At 33.8% G+C, this 20825-nt stretch carries 18 protein-coding genes; 7 read left to right on the top strand and 11 right to left on the bottom strand.

Features of this window, described 5'->3' with window-relative positions; genetic code table 11:
- Positions 1 to 2 precede the first annotated feature (2 nt).
- Both IPK14_24355 and IPK14_24350 read right to left on the bottom strand, forming a co-directional pair.
- Positions 3 to 1631, bottom strand: a complete 1629-nt coding sequence (locus IPK14_24355; protein ID MBK7996385.1) for a hypothetical protein — start codon at positions 1629 to 1631, stop codon at positions 3 to 5.
- Positions 1549 to 3063, bottom strand: a complete 1515-nt coding sequence (locus tag IPK14_24350) for an SMC family ATPase (GenBank protein MBK7996384.1) — start codon at positions 3061 to 3063, stop codon at positions 1549 to 1551. Before IPK14_24350 ends, IPK14_24355 begins: the two co-directional genes overlap by 83 nt.
- 427 nt (positions 3064 to 3490) lie before the next feature.
- Here IPK14_24350 and IPK14_24345 point away from each other — a divergent pair, with 427 nt between their 5' ends.
- The 4 genes from IPK14_24345 (at position 3491) to IPK14_24330 (ending at position 11458) form a co-directional block, all read left to right on the top strand.
- Positions 3491 to 4843: an acetyl ornithine aminotransferase family protein gene (locus IPK14_24345; GenBank protein MBK7996383.1), complete on the top strand. Its 1353-nt coding sequence runs from the start codon at positions 3491 to 3493 to the stop codon at positions 4841 to 4843.
- Between the two features lie 65 nt (positions 4844 to 4908).
- Positions 4909 to 7176 (top strand): carbamoyltransferase HypF, encoded by a 2268-nt coding sequence (gene hypF / locus IPK14_24340; protein ID MBK7996382.1) that lies wholly within the window; start codon positions 4909 to 4911, stop codon positions 7174 to 7176.
- Between the two features lie 41 nt (positions 7177 to 7217).
- Entirely contained in the window at positions 7218 to 10466 is a 3249-nt protein-coding gene (locus IPK14_24335) for a tetratricopeptide repeat protein (protein MBK7996381.1), read from the top strand.
- 170 nt (positions 10467 to 10636) lie between these two features.
- The gene (locus IPK14_24330; protein ID MBK7996380.1) at positions 10637 to 11458 is read left to right on the top strand and encodes a hypothetical protein; all 822 of its coding nucleotides are present in this window, start codon (positions 10637 to 10639) and stop codon (positions 11456 to 11458) included.
- Positions 11459 to 11483: 25 nt separating this feature from the next.
- Here the strand turns inward: IPK14_24330 and IPK14_24325 are convergent, their stop codons facing one another.
- The 6 genes from IPK14_24325 to IPK14_24300 all read right to left on the bottom strand — a co-directional run bounded on the left by IPK14_24325 (position 11484) and on the right by IPK14_24300 (position 16737).
- Positions 11484 to 12467, bottom strand: coding sequence for an inorganic phosphate transporter (locus tag IPK14_24325; protein ID MBK7996379.1), 984 nt, complete (start codon positions 12465 to 12467; stop codon positions 11484 to 11486).
- A 14-nt stretch (positions 12468 to 12481) separates the two neighbouring features.
- Entirely contained in the window at positions 12482 to 13102 is a 621-nt protein-coding gene (locus IPK14_24320) for a DUF47 family protein (GenBank protein MBK7996378.1), read from the bottom strand.
- Between the two features lie 186 nt (positions 13103 to 13288).
- A complete protein-coding gene (locus IPK14_24315) occupies positions 13289 to 13603 on the bottom strand; it encodes a hypothetical protein (GenBank protein MBK7996377.1) in 315 nt (104 codons plus the stop codon).
- Between the two features lie 23 nt (positions 13604 to 13626).
- Positions 13627 to 14598 carry a hypothetical protein gene (locus IPK14_24310; GenBank protein MBK7996376.1) on the bottom strand — a complete coding sequence of 324 codons (972 nt, stop codon included), beginning with the start codon at positions 14596 to 14598 and terminating at the stop codon, positions 13627 to 13629.
- Between the two features lie 25 nt (positions 14599 to 14623).
- The gene (locus IPK14_24305; GenBank protein ID MBK7996375.1) at positions 14624 to 15580 is read right to left on the bottom strand and encodes a response regulator; all 957 of its coding nucleotides are present in this window, start codon (positions 15578 to 15580) and stop codon (positions 14624 to 14626) included.
- Entirely contained in the window at positions 15544 to 16737 is a 1194-nt protein-coding gene (locus IPK14_24300; protein ID MBK7996374.1) for a PAS domain S-box protein, read from the bottom strand. Before IPK14_24300 ends, IPK14_24305 begins: the two co-directional genes overlap by 37 nt.
- 247 nt (positions 16738 to 16984) lie before the next feature.
- Between IPK14_24300 and IPK14_24295 the strand changes: the two genes are divergently transcribed.
- Positions 16985 to 17995, top strand: coding sequence for an NAD(P)-dependent alcohol dehydrogenase (locus IPK14_24295; protein ID MBK7996373.1), 1011 nt, complete (start codon positions 16985 to 16987; stop codon positions 17993 to 17995).
- Here IPK14_24295 and IPK14_24290 read toward each other — a convergent pair.
- On the bottom strand, positions 17992 to 18633 hold the full coding sequence (locus IPK14_24290; GenBank protein MBK7996372.1) for a TetR/AcrR family transcriptional regulator: 642 nt from the start codon (positions 18631 to 18633) through the stop codon (positions 17992 to 17994). The genes IPK14_24295 and IPK14_24290 overlap by 4 nt on opposite strands.
- A gap of 123 nt (positions 18634 to 18756) precedes the next feature.
- Between IPK14_24290 and IPK14_24285 the strand changes: the two genes are divergently transcribed.
- A complete protein-coding gene (locus tag IPK14_24285; protein ID MBK7996371.1) occupies positions 18757 to 19011 on the top strand; it encodes a DUF2798 domain-containing protein in 255 nt (84 codons plus the stop codon).
- A gap of 15 nt (positions 19012 to 19026) precedes the next feature.
- Here the strand turns inward: IPK14_24285 and IPK14_24280 are convergent, their stop codons facing one another.
- Together IPK14_24280 and IPK14_24275 are read right to left on the bottom strand one after the other, a co-directional pair.
- A complete protein-coding gene (locus IPK14_24280; protein ID MBK7996370.1) occupies positions 19027 to 19569 on the bottom strand; it encodes a hypothetical protein in 543 nt (180 codons plus the stop codon).
- Between the two features lie 145 nt (positions 19570 to 19714).
- Positions 19715 to 20014: a hypothetical protein gene (locus IPK14_24275; GenBank protein MBK7996369.1), complete on the bottom strand. Its 300-nt coding sequence runs from the start codon at positions 20012 to 20014 to the stop codon at positions 19715 to 19717.
- 261 nt (positions 20015 to 20275) lie between these two features.
- Here IPK14_24275 and IPK14_24270 point away from each other — a divergent pair, with 261 nt between their 5' ends.
- Positions 20276 to 20665 (top strand): hypothetical protein, encoded by a 390-nt coding sequence (locus tag IPK14_24270; protein ID MBK7996368.1) that lies wholly within the window; start codon positions 20276 to 20278, stop codon positions 20663 to 20665.
- Positions 20666 to 20825: the final 160 nt, after the last annotated feature.

Raw genomic sequence — 20825 nt, 5'->3', positions numbered from 1 at the left:
ATTTATATATGAGCTTTTTTTGTTAATTGAATAATATTATCCGTAGAGCCTTCAAATGAATCATCATGAGTAACAATAAAAAGTTGCTCAAATTCTTTTATTCGGCCAATTTGTTGAGCTAAATTCCGACGACGTTCTTCATCCATATTTGTAGTCGGTTCATCAAAAAATGCAAAGCGTAAATCTGAAAATTCTTTTAGAAGTGCTAAACGAACAGAGATTGCTGCTGTCATTTGCTCACCACCGGAAAGGTTATGAAATGGGCGGTCGCGGCCTTCTTCCTCCATAATAATTTCATAATCTAGCCCCCAGCGTAGACTAATCATAGAATTACCAGAAATTTCTCTATAAAGTAAATTTGCTTCTAGCGAAACTGTATAAAGATAAGCCTCTGTAATATATGGCCCAGCCTTACGCAAACAATCACGAATAAAATCAGCCAAGTCATGTAATTCACTAAGACGATCTCTTTCAGCAATTTTGTTTGTTTGTTCACGTTTTACTACTTTTAATCTTTCTAATTGATTAAATAAGTTTTGTTTTTGCGTTTCTGTATGCTTTGATTCGCTTTCTAGCTGAGCAACTTCATGAATTAATTTGTTAATTAGGTTGCGCTTTTCACTATGTTCTTCATATGAGTATTTAGGGCTTATATTTATTAACTCTGTCTCTTTAATTTCTAATTCTGTTTTAAGATTAGAACTACTTGAGATTATCTTTTCTAAATCTTGTTCTAATTTTGGCAGTAAGCTAGCCGTAGATTGATTAGCTAAAAAAGTTTGATAATCGCTTTGACAATCAGCTAATAGAAGATTTACTTCAGCTAGTTCTTTATCTAAAGCAGAAAAACTTTCCAGTTGATTTCTTAGATTAGCAGTTTCATCAATTAATCGTTTATAGTTTTGTTCTTGCAAACTTAGTTGCTGTTTAAGCATTGTTTCGCGCAAAATTTGACGCTTTAAAGCCTCATAAGTAGCACGAGGATTTCCCAAGTTAACTAAATCAGTTTGAATAATTGCTTGCGCTGATAGCTCTTCTTTAAGTCGAGAAAGTCGTGCTGAATCTGCGTCATGAGCTTTACGCTTTTGTACACCTTCTTCTTTAAGCTCAATTAAACGCAAGCGGCGAGGCTCTAATCCTGCATATTTTAATTTTCCTTCTCGTGCAATTATAAGTTCTTTTTCTAGTGCTTGTAGTCGATTTGTGTCATCTATTTTAGCCTTAAGTAATTGGGTTTTATCACCAAGTTTAGCAATTTCATTTTCTAATAAATTTTGTTGTCCTTGGATAGTTGTTGCTTGTTGTTTTAGTGTTGTTAGCTGAGATATTAAATTTTCCAAAATCAATTTTTTATTTAACAAAAACCTTGCTTGAGTAAGTTGTAATGAAATTGTTTTTGACAAACTCTCTTTTTCTTTTAATTGTGTGTTTTGTTCTGTTAACTGAAAGCTAAAGTATTCATCCAGGGTTTGACCAGGTTTCATATTTAGGCAACGCTCAGACAGCAAAGGACATAAACCGTTTTTTATTTCCTGCTGCATTTTTTCATCACGTTGGGTTATTGCTTTTAGCTCTGCTATTTTTTGTGTTAAATCTTTTTGCTTTTCTTCTAATTCTGTAACAGAAGGCAAGTCTATAGAAATTTCCTTTTGTAAGTCTTCTATTTTTATAGAAATTTCTTTTTATTTGTAAGTCTAAGTTTTGATAAGTATTTATTATATTATTAAGTTGCTCTTCTTTATGCTTAAGCTCAGTTAAAGTTAAATTATAGTTGGCTAAACGTTGGTCTATTTCTGATTTTTCAAGCTCTAATTTTGTCACTAACTTATCATCATTTTTATGTTTTTCTGAATCTTCTATGCTACGTGAAACCTCAGAATATTTTTGTCTTAAGTCGTCTAAATCTCGACCTAAATTAGAAATATTTCTTTCTACCTGTTCTTTTTCCCCAACCTTTTTTTGTAAGTCTTGTAATTGTTTTTCAAGCTCTTCTTGTTCCTGGACTTTTGTTGTTAAATTAGTAAGTTCTTGATGGGCTTTTTCAATTTGTTTTAATTCTTGTTGAGTATGTTCAATATCACTTTCAAGCCTGCTAATTTGTTGTTCAGTGCTGCTATAGCTATTTCTTAATTGATCACGTGTAGTGCGAGATTTTTCTAATACCTTTAGCTTTTCTGATGCTAATAAAAACTTTTCATAACCTATTTTAGCTTTGTTAACTAGCTCTGATGCTTGTTTAGCTCGCTGAATTTCTGCTATTAAATTTTTCCCTTTGGTTTCATTTTCAATATTGCTAAGTTTAAGTTGATGGATTTGCTGATTAATTTTATCAATATTTGTTTTTAGAGTTTCTAGCTGAGAAAGTCGAATTTCTGTAATTTGTTTATTTAATTTAGCATCATCATACAAATATTTAAGTGAAGCTAATTTATCTATAGCCATTTGATAGTTAGATTCTATTTCCTCAAAGTGTTTTAACTGTCCTTCATCACTAGCAATTTTCTCACGAATGGCAGAAATTTTTCCCTCAATTAAGCGCGATAAGTCCTTAAATTTGTCTGCTGCATGGATGTAATCTTCTACTTTTAAGATTTTGTCAAAAACTGGCTTACGCTTAGATGGAGGTTGCAAGAAATCATAGGTAAAAGAGCCTTGAGGAACTCCTATTGTAGTCCGAAATAGGTTAGAAAGGTCTGTTCCATCTTCTACACCATGTTGTTGGCAAAGCCATTTTGTTACTTCCTGTTTTTGTTGGGCTAGACGAATATTTAGTTCAGGATCATAAACATAATAAGAGCCTGTGCTATCACGAGAAACACCATATTCCCGACCATCTATATTAGAAACAAAAAAAACATTCACACTTCCTTTACGCGCACCCCTACGGACAAAATCTTCTTTTTTATAGTCTAAATGGTCAAATAATGCCCAAGCAATTGATTCAATAATGGTTGTTTTACCTGATCCATTTGGCCCGCAAATAGCTATTATTCCATTGCTAAAATCAAATTCGTGTTCAGTATAATTTTTAATATCTTTAATTTGTAATTTTCTAATTAACATAAGAATTTATCTTAAAGGTGTTTTGCGAAAAGAAAAATATTCTAAGGGGAAAGATATGGAAAATAAGCAAAATTGTCAATAAGTTGATTTGCAGAACATTATAAAAAATAGTAGTCTTTCGCTTTGCAGATACAAGCTTTTTAAGGCATAATAACAGCATCTCAACACAAAATTCTTAAAATCTATATGCTAAAAAACCTATTATTTTCACAAATTGAATTAACTTCCTGTTTTATTCCCGCAAAAATGCGGGCTGACCTTTTTGCAGACTAACCTTAAATAAATCTACCTCTAAATCTTCTTGAAAAATCTTAAGTCTTTTAACCTAGTGTGTCTTTAGCACAAAGATTTTGCTGCTAGGCAGAGGACTACTAACCATTATTCTATTTAGCCTTCTAGTTAAAGAAGGTAAGGAGAAAATTTATTTATGACTAGTGTAGCAAAAGAATTTCGCGCACCATTAATTAAAACTGAATTACCCGGGCCCAAGGCCAAAGAAATTGTAGAAAAAGACGCTCGTTACATTTCCCCAAGTTATACTCGTACTTATCCATTAGTTATTAAACGTGGGCGAGGTGCAGTAATTGAAGATGTTGATGGAAATATGTTTTTAGACTTTAATGCTGGCGTAGCCGTACTAGCAACCGGACATGCTCATCCAGAAATTGTTAAAGTAATGGCAGAGCAAGCAGCAGATTTTGTTCATATTTCTAGCACCGATTATTACTTCGATAGCATTACAGAATTAGGAAAAAAACTAGAAGAAACTACACCTGGAGATTATCCTAAGCGAGTACATTTTGGCAATTCTGGTGCTGAAGCCGTAGAAACAGCCCTAAAATTAGCAGCATATTCTCGTCGTCGTCACAAATATGTTGCATTTTTTAATAGCTTTCATGGTCGCACATTAGGCGCGTTATCCGTAACCGCTTCTCGCAGTACACAACGACAAGGATTTGGTCGTCAAGCTTTAGATGTTACACATATTCCTTATGCCAATTGTAAACGCTGTCCTTATGGTAAAGATGTTGAAAATTGTGCTGTAGAATGTGCAAAAGTAATTGAAGATCGTTTATTTAAGACAACTGTTCCGCCAGATGAAGTTGCAGCAATTATTGTTGAACCTGTTCAAGGTGAAGGTGGTTATGTTGTACCGCCAGCAAAATTTTTACACGAGTTACGCGCAATTTGTGACCGTCATGGTATTTTGCTAATCGCCGATGAAGTACAAGCAGGAATGGGACGCACTGGCAAAATGTATGCTTGTGAACATTCTGGAATTGTTCCTGATATTATTTGTTTAGCTAAAGGAATTGCTTCTGGACTCCCGCTTTCAGCTACAGTTGCTAGTGAAAAGGTAATGAATTGGCATCCCGGCGCACATGCATCAACTTTTGGTGGTAATCCTGTTGCTATTGCTGCATCACTAAAAACATTTGAAATGTTAGAAGGTCAATTAATTGAAAACTCTCGCAAAATGGGTGAAAGACTCTTAGAAGGTCTACAACCAATTGCTGCAAAATATTCAAGTGTAATTTTTGATGTACGTGGTCTAGGGTTAATGGTTGGTGTGGAGTTTGTTACAGACCGAGTAAGCAATAAACCTGATGCTAAATTAAGAGATCGTATTGAAGTTGAAGCTTTTCATCGGGGATTAATTTTACAAGGCGCAGGTGAAAATACTATTAGATTCTCACCACCATTAATTGTTGATGAACAAGACATAGACACAGCCTTACGTATATTTGATGAAGCTATTGGTGCTGCTATAGCTGTCTAGATTTTTTAGTTTTTATAAAAAGCTCCAAGTGTATAACTTGCATTTGGAGCTTTAATTATATTCAGGTGAATAATTTAGAAAAAAGATTTGCTTTAACTATAAGAGGACGTGTTCAAGGCGTAGGCTTTCGCCCTTTTGTCTATCGACTAGCACAGCAACTTAGTCTAACAGGTTGGGTAAGCAATTCTTTACAAGGTGTGTTAATTGAAATTCAAGGAAAGGAAATAGATTTAGAAAAATTCTTTACCCTCTTAGAACAAGACTCTCCCCCTAATTCAGAAATTAGCTCTATAGAAAAACACGCTTTACCCTTGAAAACAGAAGAAAATTTTCTAATTGCCCAAAGCAATTTAGCTGGAATAAAAGAAAGTGCTATTTTGCCTGATTTAGCAACTTGTCAGGAATGTTTAGCAGAAATATTTGATATTAATAACCGTCGCTATTTTTACCCTTTTACAAATTGTGTTAATTGTGGCCCACGTTTTAGCATTATAGAAAATCTTCCCTATGACCGCAGCAATACAACAATGAAAGATTTTCTAATGTGTCAGGAATGTGAAAAAGAATATTCTGACCCATCAAATCGGCGTTTTCATGCTCAACCTAATGCTTGTCATACTTGCGGCCCACAGTTAGCTTTCTACGACAGTAATAATCTCCTAGCTACTAAAATAGAGGCTATAACCCTAGCAGTTACATTAATAAAAGAAGGAAAAATAATTGCCATTAAATCAACAGGAGGATTTTTATTAATTGTTGATGCTTCAAATAAAGAAGCTATTGCTAAACTTCGCCAACGCAAAAACCGAGAAGAAAAACCCTTTGCCCTACTTTATCCTTCTTTAGATTTAGTAAAAAAACATTGTTGGTTATCAGACGTAGAAAGTAATTCTCTTACCTCAGCCATTGCACCAATAGTTTTATTAAAACAACTTGATGGAATAAATATTGCTGATAATGTTGCACCTAATAGTAATTATCTAGGTATAATGCTAGCTAATAATCCTTTACAGCATTTGCTGATGTATTTATTAGAAGCACCTGTAGTTGCAACAAGTGGAAATATATCTGATGAGCCTATTTGTATTGATGAAAAAGAAGCTATTAGCTACTTAGGAAGTATTGCTGATGGCTTTTTAGTACATAATCGGGCAATTGTTCAAGCAATTGATGATTCGATTGTACAGGTAGTTTTAGGTAAAGAAATGTTGCTGCGTCGTGCTAGAGGTTATTCTAGCTTAATTACTGAATTTACAAATTGCTCTAGCGGGATTTTAGCCCTAGGAGCGCAACTTAAAAACACTGTAGCATTTTCTTTAGAAAACGGTATTTATTTAAGCCAACATTTAGGAGATCTACATAATAAAAAAGCTTTTGCTAATTTTAAGCAAACTATCACAAAAATAAATAAGGTATATGACAATAAAATATCAAATATTGTGCATGATTTACATCCAGAATATTTATCAACTAAGTATGTACAAAGTCAGAGTTTAAATTCTTTAGCTGTTCAACATCATTATGCACACGCGCTTGCTTGTATGGCAGAAAACCAACTTACAGGCAATGTTTTTGCTGTTGTTTGGGACGGATCTGGCTATGGTACTGATGGCACAATTTGGGGAGGGGAATTTTTACAAATTACTTCAAATAAGTTTTCTAGGTTTGCTCACTTAAAACAATTTCCTTTAATTGGAAGTGAAAAAGCTATTAAAGAACCTAGACGAGTAGCTTTAGCCTTACTTTATGAAGTTTTAGGTGAAGAAATTTTTAACAGTCAACTTACTTGTATTCAAAGTTTTACAGAACAAGAGCTAAAAATATTAAAACAAATGCTAAAAAATAAAATAAACGCTCCTTTAACCTCTAGCGTTGGGCGGTTGTTTGATGGGGTTGCTTCAATCTTGGCAATTGAGCAAAAATGTAGTTTTGAAGCACAAGCCGCAATAAAAATGGAAAATCTAGCTTCTAAAGTAGATACTAAAGAAAGCTATAAATTTATAATTTGTAAAAAGCAATCTCCTATAATTATTGACTGGAAAGAATTTATAGCTAATATTTTATCAGATTTAAGTAATTTAATTGATATAAAATTAATATCAGCAAAATTTCATAATGCTTTAGTTAATATGTTGGTAGAAATAGCAAAGCTAGTAGGAGAAAAACAGGTTGTTTTATCTGGTGGATGCTTTCAAAATAGGTATTTATTAGAAAAAAGTGTTTTAGCACTAGTACAAGCAGGATTTTCTGTTTATTGGCAACAAAAACTTCCTAGCAATGATGGTTCAATTGCAATAGGCCAAATAGTAGCAGCAAGTAGAGTGAAAAGTTAGCAAATAATAATTAAATAATTTAGTAATTTGTTGAGGTAATAATGTCAAGTATAATTCAAAAAATAGTTAAATTAATAGGTATCGCTTTAATTTCTCCAATGTTAATAAAAGCAGCAGAAAAGCCAATTAACATTGGTCAGACTTTAGAAAGTCGTTTAGGTGAAAGCTCAGTAAATCTTGATAATATTGCTTATGAAACCTGGCAATTTAGCGGTAAAGTAGGTCAACAAGTAATAATTGAAATGACATCAGAAGACTTTGACAGTTTACTAAAACTTACTGCCCCTGATGGCAATGTCTTGGTAATAGATGATAATGGAGGAGTAGGTTATAACGCTCGTATTTCCATTAAGTTACCAATGAATGGAAAATATACAATTGAAGCTACAACCGTTTGGCAAATGCGAAGCGGTAACTATCGTCTAACAGTTACTAATATTGAAGTTCCAGTTAAAACAGGTGTAGAAAAATTAAGAGAAGATTTTGCTTATTATGAAAAATGCTTAAAAGAAACTAAAAACCCTGCTTGGGCAAGTGAGCTACATACAGGTAGATTAATAATTCTCTCAACTTTAGAAGCAGATAAAGAAGCCGTTGAAGCGGCAGAACTAGCACTTATACTTGCAGAAAAAAGTGCAGATAAATACTCATTAGTTAGAACTTACCTTGCAATTAGTAATCGCCTACTACGTGATGGAGATGCGGACGGAGCAATAAAATACTTTGAGCAAGTTATAGAAATCCAACGAGAATTAAAAAATCGCATTGGCGAGGCCACAACTTTATCAGCAATAGCAGACGCTTATTTATCAATAGACAATTTTGTTGAGTCAAAAAATTACTATCAACAAGCCTTAGTTATTTATCAAGAACTGCAAGATAAAAAAGCAATAGGTTTTGCTTTGTTTGGGCTTGGACAATCTCATCGACTTGCAAAACAGTTTAAGGAGGCTATTCCCTACTATGAAAAATCATTAACAGCAGCAAAAGAGTCTAATAACCTTTCTGGTGTTGGCTATTCATCATTTGGGCTAGCAGATTGTCAAAGAAATTTAGAAAACTATGATGAAGCTTTTTTATCTTACCAAGTCGCACTAAGAGCAAGCCGCGAGGATAAAGAGCGTAATTTAGAAGGAACTGTACTAGCTGCGGTAGCTGATACTTACCGGTTATTAGGAAAATATGACTTAGCATTGCCTTTTTATAAGCAAAATATAGCTATTAGAAACGAGCTAAAAGACTTACGTGGTGAGGCTTACACCTTAAATGCTTTAGCTATCTGTGAGAAAAACTTAAGTTTATTTAGTGAAGCAAGCAAACATTATGATCAAATGCTAGCGATTTGTCGGCAAATCAAAGACCGACGGGGTGAAGCACTAGCATTGCTTGGGCTAGGTGCTAGTTATCGCCCTCAAGATAAATATCAAGACTCTGTTAGTAGTTATGAACAAGCTTTAGTGGTTGTTCGAGAGTTAAAAGACCGACGTAGCGAATATACTGCATTAATAGGATTAGGAGATAGTTACACTAGTCTAAATCAACCTGCTCGCGCTTTACCATATTTAGAGCAAGCTTTAGCAATGAATCTAGAAAATAATTCTCCTGCTAGACAAGCTGTTTTATTTGAATCTTTAGCTAATGTTTCTTTTGTTGCTGGACAATATGAGCAGGCAGCAAAACATTGTGAAAAAGTTTTATCCCTTAAGCGAGAAAGTAAAGACCAAGCAGGTGAAGTTAATACACTTTTACTACAAGCCGCTATCGCTATTAAACGTAATGAATTAACTGCTGCCATAGAAGCTTATAATCAAGCAAAAAATATTTTTTCTGAGCTAAAAAATCAAGTTGGAGTTTATACATGTCTTTATGGTTTAGCTAAAATTGCAAATCAACAAAATGATGCTAAAGCAGCACAAACAAACTATGAAGCAGCAATTAATATTATTGAAAATTTCCCTGATATAAAATCAGAGCCATTTTTTGGCTTAGTAAAGCCTTTGCAAGTTTATCAAACTTATATAGAAATGTTAGTGGCTAAACAATTATTTCCTGCTGCGTTAACAGTCTCAGAAAGAATAAGAGCCTATCAATTCCGTGACTTGTTAACAAAAAATTTAAGTAGCGAACAATCTAAACAAAATATAGAAACTTTTAAACCCTTTGTTGCTGTAGACTTTGTGGAAATTCTTCAAACAGCACAACGACTTAATGCTACTATTTTGGATTATTTGCCTATAGAAAACGGATTACTAATTTTCCTAGTAAAACCCGACTCAACCATAGTTGCACATCATCATAAAATAGATATTAATCAATTAAATACCCTGCTAGACAAATACCGAAGCCTTACAGAAGTTAACAATCCAAGAATAGATAAATTTAAAGCTGCATTAGCAGAATCAGTAAATAATATTAATATTGATAATCCAACCACTTTATCAGACGAGCTAAGAGCTTTACTTATGCCTGAAAATATTTCAAACGCGCTGCCTATGGAAGTAGAAAGCAAGCTCTTAGTGGTAGCATCTGGTAAACTTTCAACTTTTCCATTTATGGACTTAAAAGATGTTCAAGGAACCAATTTAATTGACCGTTTTGTTATTTTACAAACACCTTCAATTAGCACACTCTCAACGGCTGCACGCCAACGTAACAAACCCGATCTTGTGGTTAGAGTAGAAAATGTTGCTTTAGGTATTCCTGCCGGAAATTCAATTAATAATGTTGCATTACCTGTTTTAAGTGAGGCTAAAGATGAATTAAAAGCAGCTACAAACTTTAAGGCAACAGCTTTAACAGGTGTTGTAGCGGTTAAAGATACTTTATGTGAACAAGGAAAAAATAAACATTTTCTACATTTAATTGCTTATAGTTACTTAAATGACAAAGAACCTCTCAAAAGCTTTGTCTTACTAACTCCTCAAACTAATGAACAAGGTGCAATAGTGCATGATGGTGTAGTTTCACTAGTAGAACTAAATAATTGTATTAAAAATAATGATCTAGTAATTTTAAGTAATAATCAATCTGGATTTAGTTCTAGCACTGGAGATGGGATTTTCTTTTTAGCCAATAGTTTAGCAGTAAATAACTGTTCTGCTAGCCTGCTTTCACTTTGGCAAGTGGACAACAAAATTTCTACCCTTTTTATAGAATCTTTTTATGAGCAGCTAAGAAAAACTCCTGATATAGCAATAAGTTATCGAAGAGCATTATTAAAACTAAGAGAAAAATATAAAAGCCCATCTCAATGGGCAGCATTTGTTTTAATGGGAGAGCCTGTTAATTAAAAAATTGTTAGCTTGGGGGATTAAAATATGTTGTGGTTTTCCACATTAACCCCAACAGTAATAACCTTTTATAGAATTATCCATAAGTGTGGTTAGTCTCGTTAAAAATATTTTTCCAAAAATTCATAATTCAGCTGCTTCAAGATTCAATTATTTATTTAGGAAGATATATGAAACAATATTTATATTTGCTAATCACTGTTTTATTACTAATCACTGTAACCACAATAAGTTTTTCAAATAATACTCAAACATCCATACTTACAACTTTTCCTTTAGAAAAAGGTAATTATTGGCTTTATGAAGGAAAAATTAAATGGGATAATCAACCAAACTATGAAAACCTAGATGAAATGATTAATTATGATTTGGTTTCTAAAAATTTAGAGGAAAAATCAATTACTTGGAAACTAGAAGTATTAGAAACCTATGAATTTGAAAATATTAAAGTAGCTGTGTTAAATGATGATTTTAGCAATCTATCATTAGATTCAGTTGCTGTAATTACTAGTAACGTAAATAATTCTAATAGTAATATCTCTGGTAAATCAGTAATAATTGTTTTGGATGGCAAAAAATACTACTTAATTACAGATACATTAACAGATAAGATTATTCGCAGAGCCAAAAATAATAACTTTAATTTTACTGATTTAGGAGTTTTAGAAGAAGAATATTTAATGCTTTCATTACCATTAAAACTTAATTCTTACTTTGGCCGTAGCGAAGAATTAAGCACAAAAAATGATAATTGTCTTGCTTGGTGTTGGAACGTTAAAGAAGAAAAAACTATTTTACCTAGTAATATAACAGGGGCTAATATTACTAGTCCAACCAACCAATACTTACTTTCTTGGGGATCAAATAATGGGGTTGTAAATAAACAATTTGTTGTTGGTGTTGGTTTTACACAGTACAGCAATGTTTATCACGGCCCATCTTTTTATGAAAAAATTTCTCTTAGTCTAAAAGATTGCAAAATAAATTATTAGTAACCTAAAACACCTAAACTATAACCTACAAAAGAGCCTTAGCCAACAAACTAGCTAAAAAGGCAATTGTGCCACAAATTGGAAAAGTTAAAACCCAGGCTAAGATAATGTCTGTCGAGTAATTCCATCTAACTGAAGTTACTCGACGTGAAGCAGCAGCCCCCATAATTGAAGTTGTAATTGTGTGGGTTGTGCTAAGAGGTATGCCAGAAACCGAAGCTCCTAAAATTGCAGTTGATGCTGCTAGTTCTGCACCAAAACCTTGCCAGGATTCAATACGAGCCATCTTTTCGCCTAACATACCAATGATTTTGAGTCCTCCAACAGATGTTCCAAGCCCCATCACTAAAGCACATAAAATAACAACCCAGCTAGGAACCATAAAAGTAGGCAATTTACCAGCAATAACTAGTGCCATAACAAATACACCTATAAACTTTTGTCCATCATTCATACCATGATTAAAAGCCATTAGAGCAGCGGAAAATATTTGTAGGCGGTCAAAGAGTTTTTTGGATTTAATAGGATTGGTTTCAGCAAAAAAGTATTTAATTAATTTACCAATACCAAAAGCTAGGAAAAACCCGACGAAAGAGGAAAAAACTAGCCCAATTAAAACTTTTTGCCAGCCACTCCATAAAACTGCTTCGGGGCCGGCTGTGGCTAGTGCTGCACCTGTTAAACCTGCTACTAGCGCGTGTGATTCACTAGTTGGTAATCCTAAACGGCCTGCAATTGTACTCCAAACAACAATCCCAAGTAATGCTGCTGCAATTGTTGGAAGTGTGATTATTGAAGGGTCTGCTATTCCTTTACCTATGGTTTCGGCTACAGCAGTACCAGATAAAGTTCCTATTACATTTAATACAACAGCTAAAATAATAGCGTTACGCGGAGCAATTACCCTAGTTGCAACTACGGTAGCAATAGCATTTGGGGCATCTGTCCAACCGTTAACAAACTCAGAAGCAAGAACTAACAAGATAACAATTACAAGTAATATGTCCATGTGTATCACCTATTTTATAAGGATTCTTTTCTAATGATTGAAGATAGGGTGTTAATAACATGTTCTGCGTGGTCGGTAATTGTTTCTAATTTCTCAAAAATATCTTTCCATTTAATAATAGTTTTATAGTCATTTTCTTCATCAAAAAGGTTTTGTATTGCTTGGTTGACTAGGGCATCTGCTTTTTCTTCTAACTCTTTAATATGAATAACATAGGTTTGCATTTTTTCCATATTTAAGTTAGGTAGATGTTTTATAGCCTCTTGTAGATACTTAAGCATTTCAACAATTATACTTGCAAATGTTGGAGCTTCTTTTCTAGCAGCAGGAATACGATAAGTTTGTATATCGATAGCGACCTTTTTCATATAGTCGATCGTATTGTCCAGGTCTGCAATTAACCGTTCAACGTCGGGTTTGTCATAGCGAGAGATAAAAGTATTATCAAGGCGGCGGTAAGTTTCTCCAACAAGTTTATCTGCATTATGTTCTAGCTCAATTATTTTTTGAATATGCTGGGCAGCAAATGAGAAGTTATTAAATAGCTGAAATAATTCTTCTGCACATTTTGCAGAAGTGTCCACATGTTCTTGAAATATTTCTTCAAATTGTCGTTCTTTCTTTTTTCCAAACATAACTATTCCTTTCTAAAAGGTTTATAGAAACCAGCTTAGGTTCTATCTTAAGCTAGTTTTGCAATTTACTACTGTAAAATTATTGTTAACTTTTTGGATAGATTTTAGAGGAAAATAAAAAAACTTCTAGACAAGCTATTTAAGTTAAAAGCAAGTCCGCAAAAAGAAGATAATTTTAATAAACAACTATTTTTTATAACGTTGAGTAAAAATAGCTGCAACAAGTAAGCCAAAGGATGCTGCTTCAAACAAAGTTCTAACTGCACCTATAGCAGAATAATAAAGCCCTATTTCTGAGGCTGATACGCTATTTAAAAACTGGGGCAAAACCATATTAACAACAGAAAAAACTATTGTTTCTAAAATTAGAGTAGTAAAACCAAGTAAAGCTAAAAGGGATGCTTTTTGGTAATGTTCCCAGTTTTTTATTGCTAAAGCAATTCCCACTGTCCAAACAACTAATAATGGAACTTGTCCTAAAAAATACATAATCCAAGTCATAAGTTAATTAACCTCATATAAAATTAACTAGTTATAGGAATCAAACAGCGTAAACAATGTGTAGCAAGGTCAGTAACATAGATACGTCCATCTGGGCTAAGAGCAATTCCCGCCGGATGTTGAAATTTTGCTTGTAGTGCTGGCCCATCCTCATGACCTGGAGTTAAACAACCTGCTACTTGGGTAATTACTCCTTGAGGAGTAATTTTTTTGACTGTGTAGTCCCCAACATCTGTCACCCAGCAATTACCCATTGAATCTAGTGCTACTGATGTAGGTTGTTGCAAAAATGTGTTACTACCATCTGCGGGAGTAATATCAGCACCAGCTAATGTGCCAACTTTTTGCAATTGAGTAATATATCTTATAGCACTATTATCAGCGTCTACTACATAGAGATTGCCTACAGTATCGGTAGCAACAGCACTAAGAGTGCCAAACCTTGCTTGGACACCAACACCATCCCAAAGGCCAGATTCAGTGCCACCGGCCCAGGTTACAACGCTACCTGTACGGCTAATACGTCTAACTTGATAGCGATCTACAGCAAAAATATATCCTGAGTGATAAGCAACATCGCGCACTTCAACAAACGAGGCAGCACGACCTGCACCATCTGATTGGGATTTTGCACCTGAACCAGCTAAGGTAGTAACTTCTAGGTTGCCATCAATTTGTCTAATTAAATTATTTCCAAAATCAGCAATATAAAGATTTCCATCATTATCAAAAACTAGCCCACGAGGGTTAAGAAATGCTGCTAGAGGAGCTAGACCATCTTGAAAAGTTTTTGTTGCTTTACCACCAGCAATAGTAGTTACTTCACCAATAACACTAACTCGACGAATAGCACTATTACCAAAATCAGCAATAAAGACTGAACCTTGACGGCTAATTGCAATGCCATTGGGACGGTTAAACTTGGCTTTTTCTCCCATTGCATCAACAAAACCAGAGGTTAAGCCTCCAGCAACTGTAACTACTCTATATTCCACTAATATATCTCCTTAAATCACAAACCTAATTTTTATTAATAACATCTGCTAGCATTTCTAATAATTTTTCTGCTGTGTAAGGTTTGGGCAAAAAGCTTTTTGCACCACAAGCTATTGCTTCCCCTGCTTTACCATCTGAACTTAAGCCACTAGTAGCAATAACTTTAACTAATGGATTAAGTCGCTGTAATGCTCTAATAGTAGCAATACCATCTAAATAAGGCATCATCATATCTATAATTATTACTGAAATTTCCTCAGAATGTTTTGCATAAATAGCTAATGCTTCTGTGCCATCGCCAGCAACCATAGGTGAGTATCCATATTTATTTAGTGTTGCTCTAGTAATTTCTCTGATGGAAAGCTCATCATCTACAACTAAAACTGTTTCACCTTTTCCTAACATTAAACTAGTAATTCTACTTTCTGTATGTGGAGTAGAAACTTGAGGAGCAGAAGGAAGAAAGACCTTAAATTTTGTTCCTCGTCCTAATTCGCTATAAACCTCAATAAATCCTTCATGACTTTTTACAATTACAGCAACAGTTGAAAGACCAAGCCCTGTGCCTTTTCCTACTTCTTTAGTAGTAAAAAAAGGATCAAAAATTTTATCTATAGTGTCTTTAGCAATACCTATTCCTGTATCACTAACAGTAATTAGCACATATTGCCCAGGTTTACCATCTAAGTACATTTTTACATAATTTTCATCAAGAAAAATATTTTCTGCTCTAATAGATAATTGTCCACCCTGAACCATAGCATCACGAGCATTTACACAAAGATTAAGCAATACTTGATAAAGTTGAGTAGCATCTCCAACAACGGGCCATAAATCCTTGGCTACAAAACTGCTTATTTCAATAGATTTAGGGAAAGTTTGATCTAAAATTTTCTTAAGTTCATTAATAAAATGTTTTGGCTGTAGGACTACGCGATTGCCTTCTACACCACGAGCAAAAGAAACCACTTGACGAACCATATCGGCTGCACGTTCTGCACCTGCTGTAAGGATATTAAGTAAAATAAGCTTTCTTCATCGCTAAAACGTTCCCTTAAAATTTGTACTGCCATTAATACAGGTGTTAAAGCATTGTTTAAGTCGTGAGCTATTCCACTAGCTAATGTGCCTATGCTTTCCATTCTTTGGGCCCGTAAAAATTGAGCAGCAAGCTTTTTCTTTTCTGTTATATCAGTATTAACTATTAATTTAGCTTGAGGCTCACCTTGATTATTTAATACAAGTGTCCAACGGCTTTCTACAGCAATTTCTTTAGCTAACTTAGTGGAGTTTTGCATTTCTCCACGCCATTCTTTTTTATCAAGAACTGCTTGAAGTGCTTCTTGAAGTTGTGGATAGCTTTTTTCAAATAAAAGTTTTTGAGTTTTTTGTCCAATTGCTTCGCTACTTGTCCAACCATAAATACTTTCCGCACTTTTATTCCAAAATATTATTTTTCCTTCCATATCTTCAACAATAATTGCATCTTGGGTTTTATCTAATAAAGCAGCTTGTTCACGAATTTGTTGTTCAGCACGTTTTAGTTCCTCAAACTGTAATTTCAAGTTTTGATTAACTTGGGAAAGCTCTTTGGTTCTTTCTTCAACTCTTTTTTCTAATTCATCGTGAGCGCGTTTAAGAGCTTCTGCTGAACGTTTACGCTCTGTTACATCCCGAATAATACTAGTTACTAAAAGACCTTCTTCGGTTTGTAGAGGGCTTAAACTAATTTCTACAGGAAATTCTGTTCCATCTTTACGACGTGCATAAAGATCTAGTCCACTTCCCATTGGGCGAGTATGAGGATCTTGGAAATAATTTTTACGGTGATGATGATGGTGATTATGGTATCTATGCGGCACTAAAATTTCTAATGGTTTATCTATTAGCTCAATACGAGAGTAACCAAAAAGTTTTTCTGTTTGTGAATTAATAATGCTTATTAGTCCTTTTGCATCAACAATTACAATTGCATCTGGAGCAGATTCCATAAGAGCAAAAAACTTTTTTTCTGATTGCATTTGATGTTGGCTAATACTTTGCAGATTAGCCACTTGATCTTTAGTTTCTTCTAGCAATTTTTCTGTCTCTATAAGTTGTTCTAGAAGCTTATCTTTTTTTATTTTTGGATTGATCATTGTTTTAGCCCATAATCTAGCCTATACAGCCTATTTGAGGGAGGTTTTTATTTGTTTTTCTAAAGTCACCCATTATAGATATTTTTTAGTATCTTTGTCTATCAAGCCAAAAATTTTCAACAAAAATTTTTAGTTCCTTTTACTTATTATTTCATTGTGCTAAGGCTACTAGCACAATTATCAAAGTTAATTGTAGGATGTAAGCTCATTTTCAAACTCTAATTACTAAATACTAAGGATTAAAAGAATGAAAGTTTTTGAGATTCAAAACCAATTTGGCTTAGATTCACTTACCCAAACTGAACGTCCAGAACCAGAGATTACTAATCACCAAATACTTATAAAAATGCGAACAGTTTCATTAAATTTTCGTGATCTAATGACTGTAACTGGAACCTATAACCCTAAACAACGTCTTCCCCTTATTCCATTATCAGATGGTGTTGGAGAAGTAGTAGCAATAGGTAAAAATGTTACTAGAGTAAAAGTAGGAGATCGAGTATCAACTATTTTTGCTCAAAAATGGTTAGCCGGCCCTCCAACCAAAGCTAAATTAAATTCAACTTTAGGTGGCCCATTTGATGGAACACTAACAGAATATATGGCACTTAGTGAAGAAGGTGTAGTTACTTTGCCTGCGCATTTAACTGATGAGGAAGCAGCCTGTTTAGCTTGTGCTGGAGTAACAGCTTGGAATGCAATAATTTCACATGGTCAACTAAAAGCTGGTGATACAATCTTATTACAAGGTACAGGAGGAGTTTCTATTTTTGCTCTACAATTTGCAAAAATGGCAGGTGCAAGAGTTATTATCACTTCTAGCAGTGATGAAAAACTTTCTCGCGCTCGTAGCCTTGGTGCTGATGAAACTATTAATTATGTATCTACCCCTAATTGGGATAAACAAGTAAGAGAATTAACTAATGGTAATGGGGCAGATCATGTTGTTGAGGTTGGTGGAGCAAATACTTTTGAAAAAGCTTTGCGTTCAGTACGTTTTGACGGTCAAGTTAGCGTTATTGGAATATTAAGCGGCGCAACTCCACAAATTAGTTTAGTGCCAATTCTAATGCAAAATCTTAGAATTCAAGGAATAATTGTTGGTAGCCGAGAAACTTTTGAAGAAATGAATCAAGCTATTAGTTTGCATAAAATGAGACCTGTTGTAGATAAGGTTTTCTCTTTTGAACAAACTAAAGAAGCTTTTGAATTGATGAGCCAGGGCGGTCACTTTGGCAAAATTGTTATTAAATTTTAATTTGTTTTTTCTGTTATTAGATGTGCCATTACTAGATTAATTAAATCATCAACCATATTGTCTGTTAATGGTGCGTGTCCTATTAATAGGCGAAAATAAAGTGGTGCGTAAAGAACATCTAGTAATAGATCAACATCAATATTACTAGATATTTTGCCTTGCTCCATTGCTTTTTTTAGGACATTTTTTGATTCTAAACGTCGGACGGCCAAGAACCTACTACGAAAAGCTTCAGCTAGTTCCTTGTCCGTCTGACAACCACCTAATAATGTAGCAATTGTGCGCCCACCTTGACCATTTAACACTTTTACTACTAATTTTATTTGCTGTCGAAAATCTTCTAAAGGTGAACCTGTATCGGGAAAAGGAAATTGAGGTGCTGTTTCAGCTAAAAAAGCATCCATCACTACACTAGCTTTATTAGGCCAACGTCTATAAATAGTTGTTTTACCTACTCCAGCACGCTGAGCAATTCCTTCAATTGTTACATTACTAAACCCTACTTCTATTAGTAGTTCATTAGCCGCATTAAGAATATTTTGATGTGCAATAATACAACGTCTTCGCCCTGCGGATTTTGATGAGAGGTTTTCATCAACAAAATTTTTAGGATCTTTTTTGGTTCTTTCCCTTGACATTATGACCTTTATTGAACTATTTTACAAATCGAAACGTAGCGTATCATATTAAATTTTGTTAAACAACAAATTAGTTGTAAAAGTTAAACAAAATAGCGATTGTGAAAGCTGAGGTAAAGAATTATGAAGATTAGTAGTAAATATTCACAAGTGGTTTTTGCTTTATTAAGTTCTGCTGTTATGACAATTTTGATGTCTGGAGCAATGACAATTATTAATCGAGGTTTGACAAATGATTTTCTTTTCTTTTGGGGAAAATCTTTTTTAATTGGTTGGTTAATATCCTTCCCTTTATCTATCCTAATAATCCCACAAATCAGACGTTTTGTTGAAGAATTAACTAATAAGGCAGAAATGGAAATGAGTCATCCAGCTTAAATTCCTACAAAAGATCTAAGGTAATTTTACTCTTAAACTAAAAAATATCCGTGAGCCATTACGAAACAGTACCGCATTAGAGTCTCCTTGTCCAAAATCTTGTTGCATTTTACCAGTGAATGAAGTGTTGGCAGGAGCAAAGTTACGCCGGTAAATACCTAGATCCATACGGCCATTAAAAAAGCGATAAAGAATGATTCCTTTAGTATAAGAGAGCATATCCCGACGATAATAAAGGCGGTCGCTTTCCATTTCTATGGCTTGTCCAGTTTCATTAAAGCGTTGGCGTTGAAATAAGGATTCTTGATAGAGGCGGGAAGCACGTTCTACCATAGTTTCTGGAGTTTTTGTTACTTTAAGATTCTTAAATAAATTAGCACTACGCCAATCAACTACTTCTACAGAAACCAAAGTAGTATCACTTTCTACTTCTACAGGTGTGGAATCAGATGCTTTTTCTACAGGTTTTGGTAATGTAGTAAGAGCTTGTGCTAAGTTTTGTGCTAGAGCTAAACTTGGAAATAAACTTAAAACCAAAATTACTAATAAACGTGTCATAAATTTATACAGTAAAATGTCTTAGATATTTTACTGCCTCCAGCAACAAAGATTTTATAGATTGGTTTAATAGATTTATAGACTGTGAGAGTGTTAAACACAATAAAAAAAGAATGGTTCAAGGGTTTAATTAAAAATTAAATCTTTAATTAATATATTCTTCTCCATCATAAGTTTCTTCTGTTTGTAAATAAAGATCTCGCCATTTATCAGCCGAACGTTGATAGGTTTCTGCTGTTTCTTGCCAAGTTTCAGAGGCTTCTTTCCAAACCTGTGCTGATTCTTTCCAAATAGCAGTTTTATTTTGCCAGTCTAAAGATAAATTTTGCAGGTCATTAATAATTGTTTGGGCCATTAGATATTTTTTACGTTCTTGAAAGTACTTAAACCAACCAACAAAAGCAAAAATTAGGTTGATGATTAAAAATAAAACTAACCACACCATAAAAATGGCCTCCTTGTTGTTAAATCATATATAGTTAGATGACAAAAAAAAGTAGGTAAAACCGTAGCTACGAATTAAATCTTTACAAAGATTAAAGTATTTTTTTAGAGAAAAACTTTTGCTATAGTATGTTCTCTGTAGTTATATATTCAATCAAGCATATTACTGATAGCCAAGAACCCCTATTTGAATGCTACAATAGCAAATACAAATCAATTGATGTTCCCAAAAAAAATTTAATATTCACGGATGAGGATAAGAATGGATTTCTGGATTCCTATTATATTGGCAGTTGTTGCTGTTGCTCTTTTAATAATTTATTATATTTACTTAATGAAAAAGCGTAAACGTCATGAACAGGAGTGTTTTGATGCAATGTTAAGAATGCTTCTGCAACCTACATTAAATAACATATCTGCGTTAGAGAAGATCTTAAAAAGTCATTGGATTAGTGGCAAAGCTAGTCATAATATTTTATATCAAGCAGAACTTGAAGCCGATTGTTTATCAATTATGCCTACAGGAGAAATACGTTCTAGTCAACCATTTTTACAACAACGCTATAATCAAATTTTAACTACAGCACAATCTCAGGAAGCTGTATCCAAATTAGTAAAGGTTCGATTAACTAGTTTCAAAAAATCTAAATAGTTTCACACCTTCCTAAAATTGATAAAACTAGGTAGTTTGCCTAGCAAATCTAGCAAATAGAAATTTTCTTTCTATAAACTCATAACTAGGGTTGAAGCCATTAGCCGTTTATGGTATTAGATAGCGTTATCTTTTTAATTGTTATAAACATTCAACAAAT

This window comes from Blastocatellia bacterium (assembly GCA_016713405.1).
In the GTDB taxonomy this organism is placed as follows: Bacteria; Acidobacteriota; Blastocatellia; order Chloracidobacteriales; family JADJPF01; genus JADJPF01.
The sequence above is the reverse complement of the archived record's forward strand: the minus strand, read 5'-3'. Positions and strand labels throughout refer to the sequence as shown.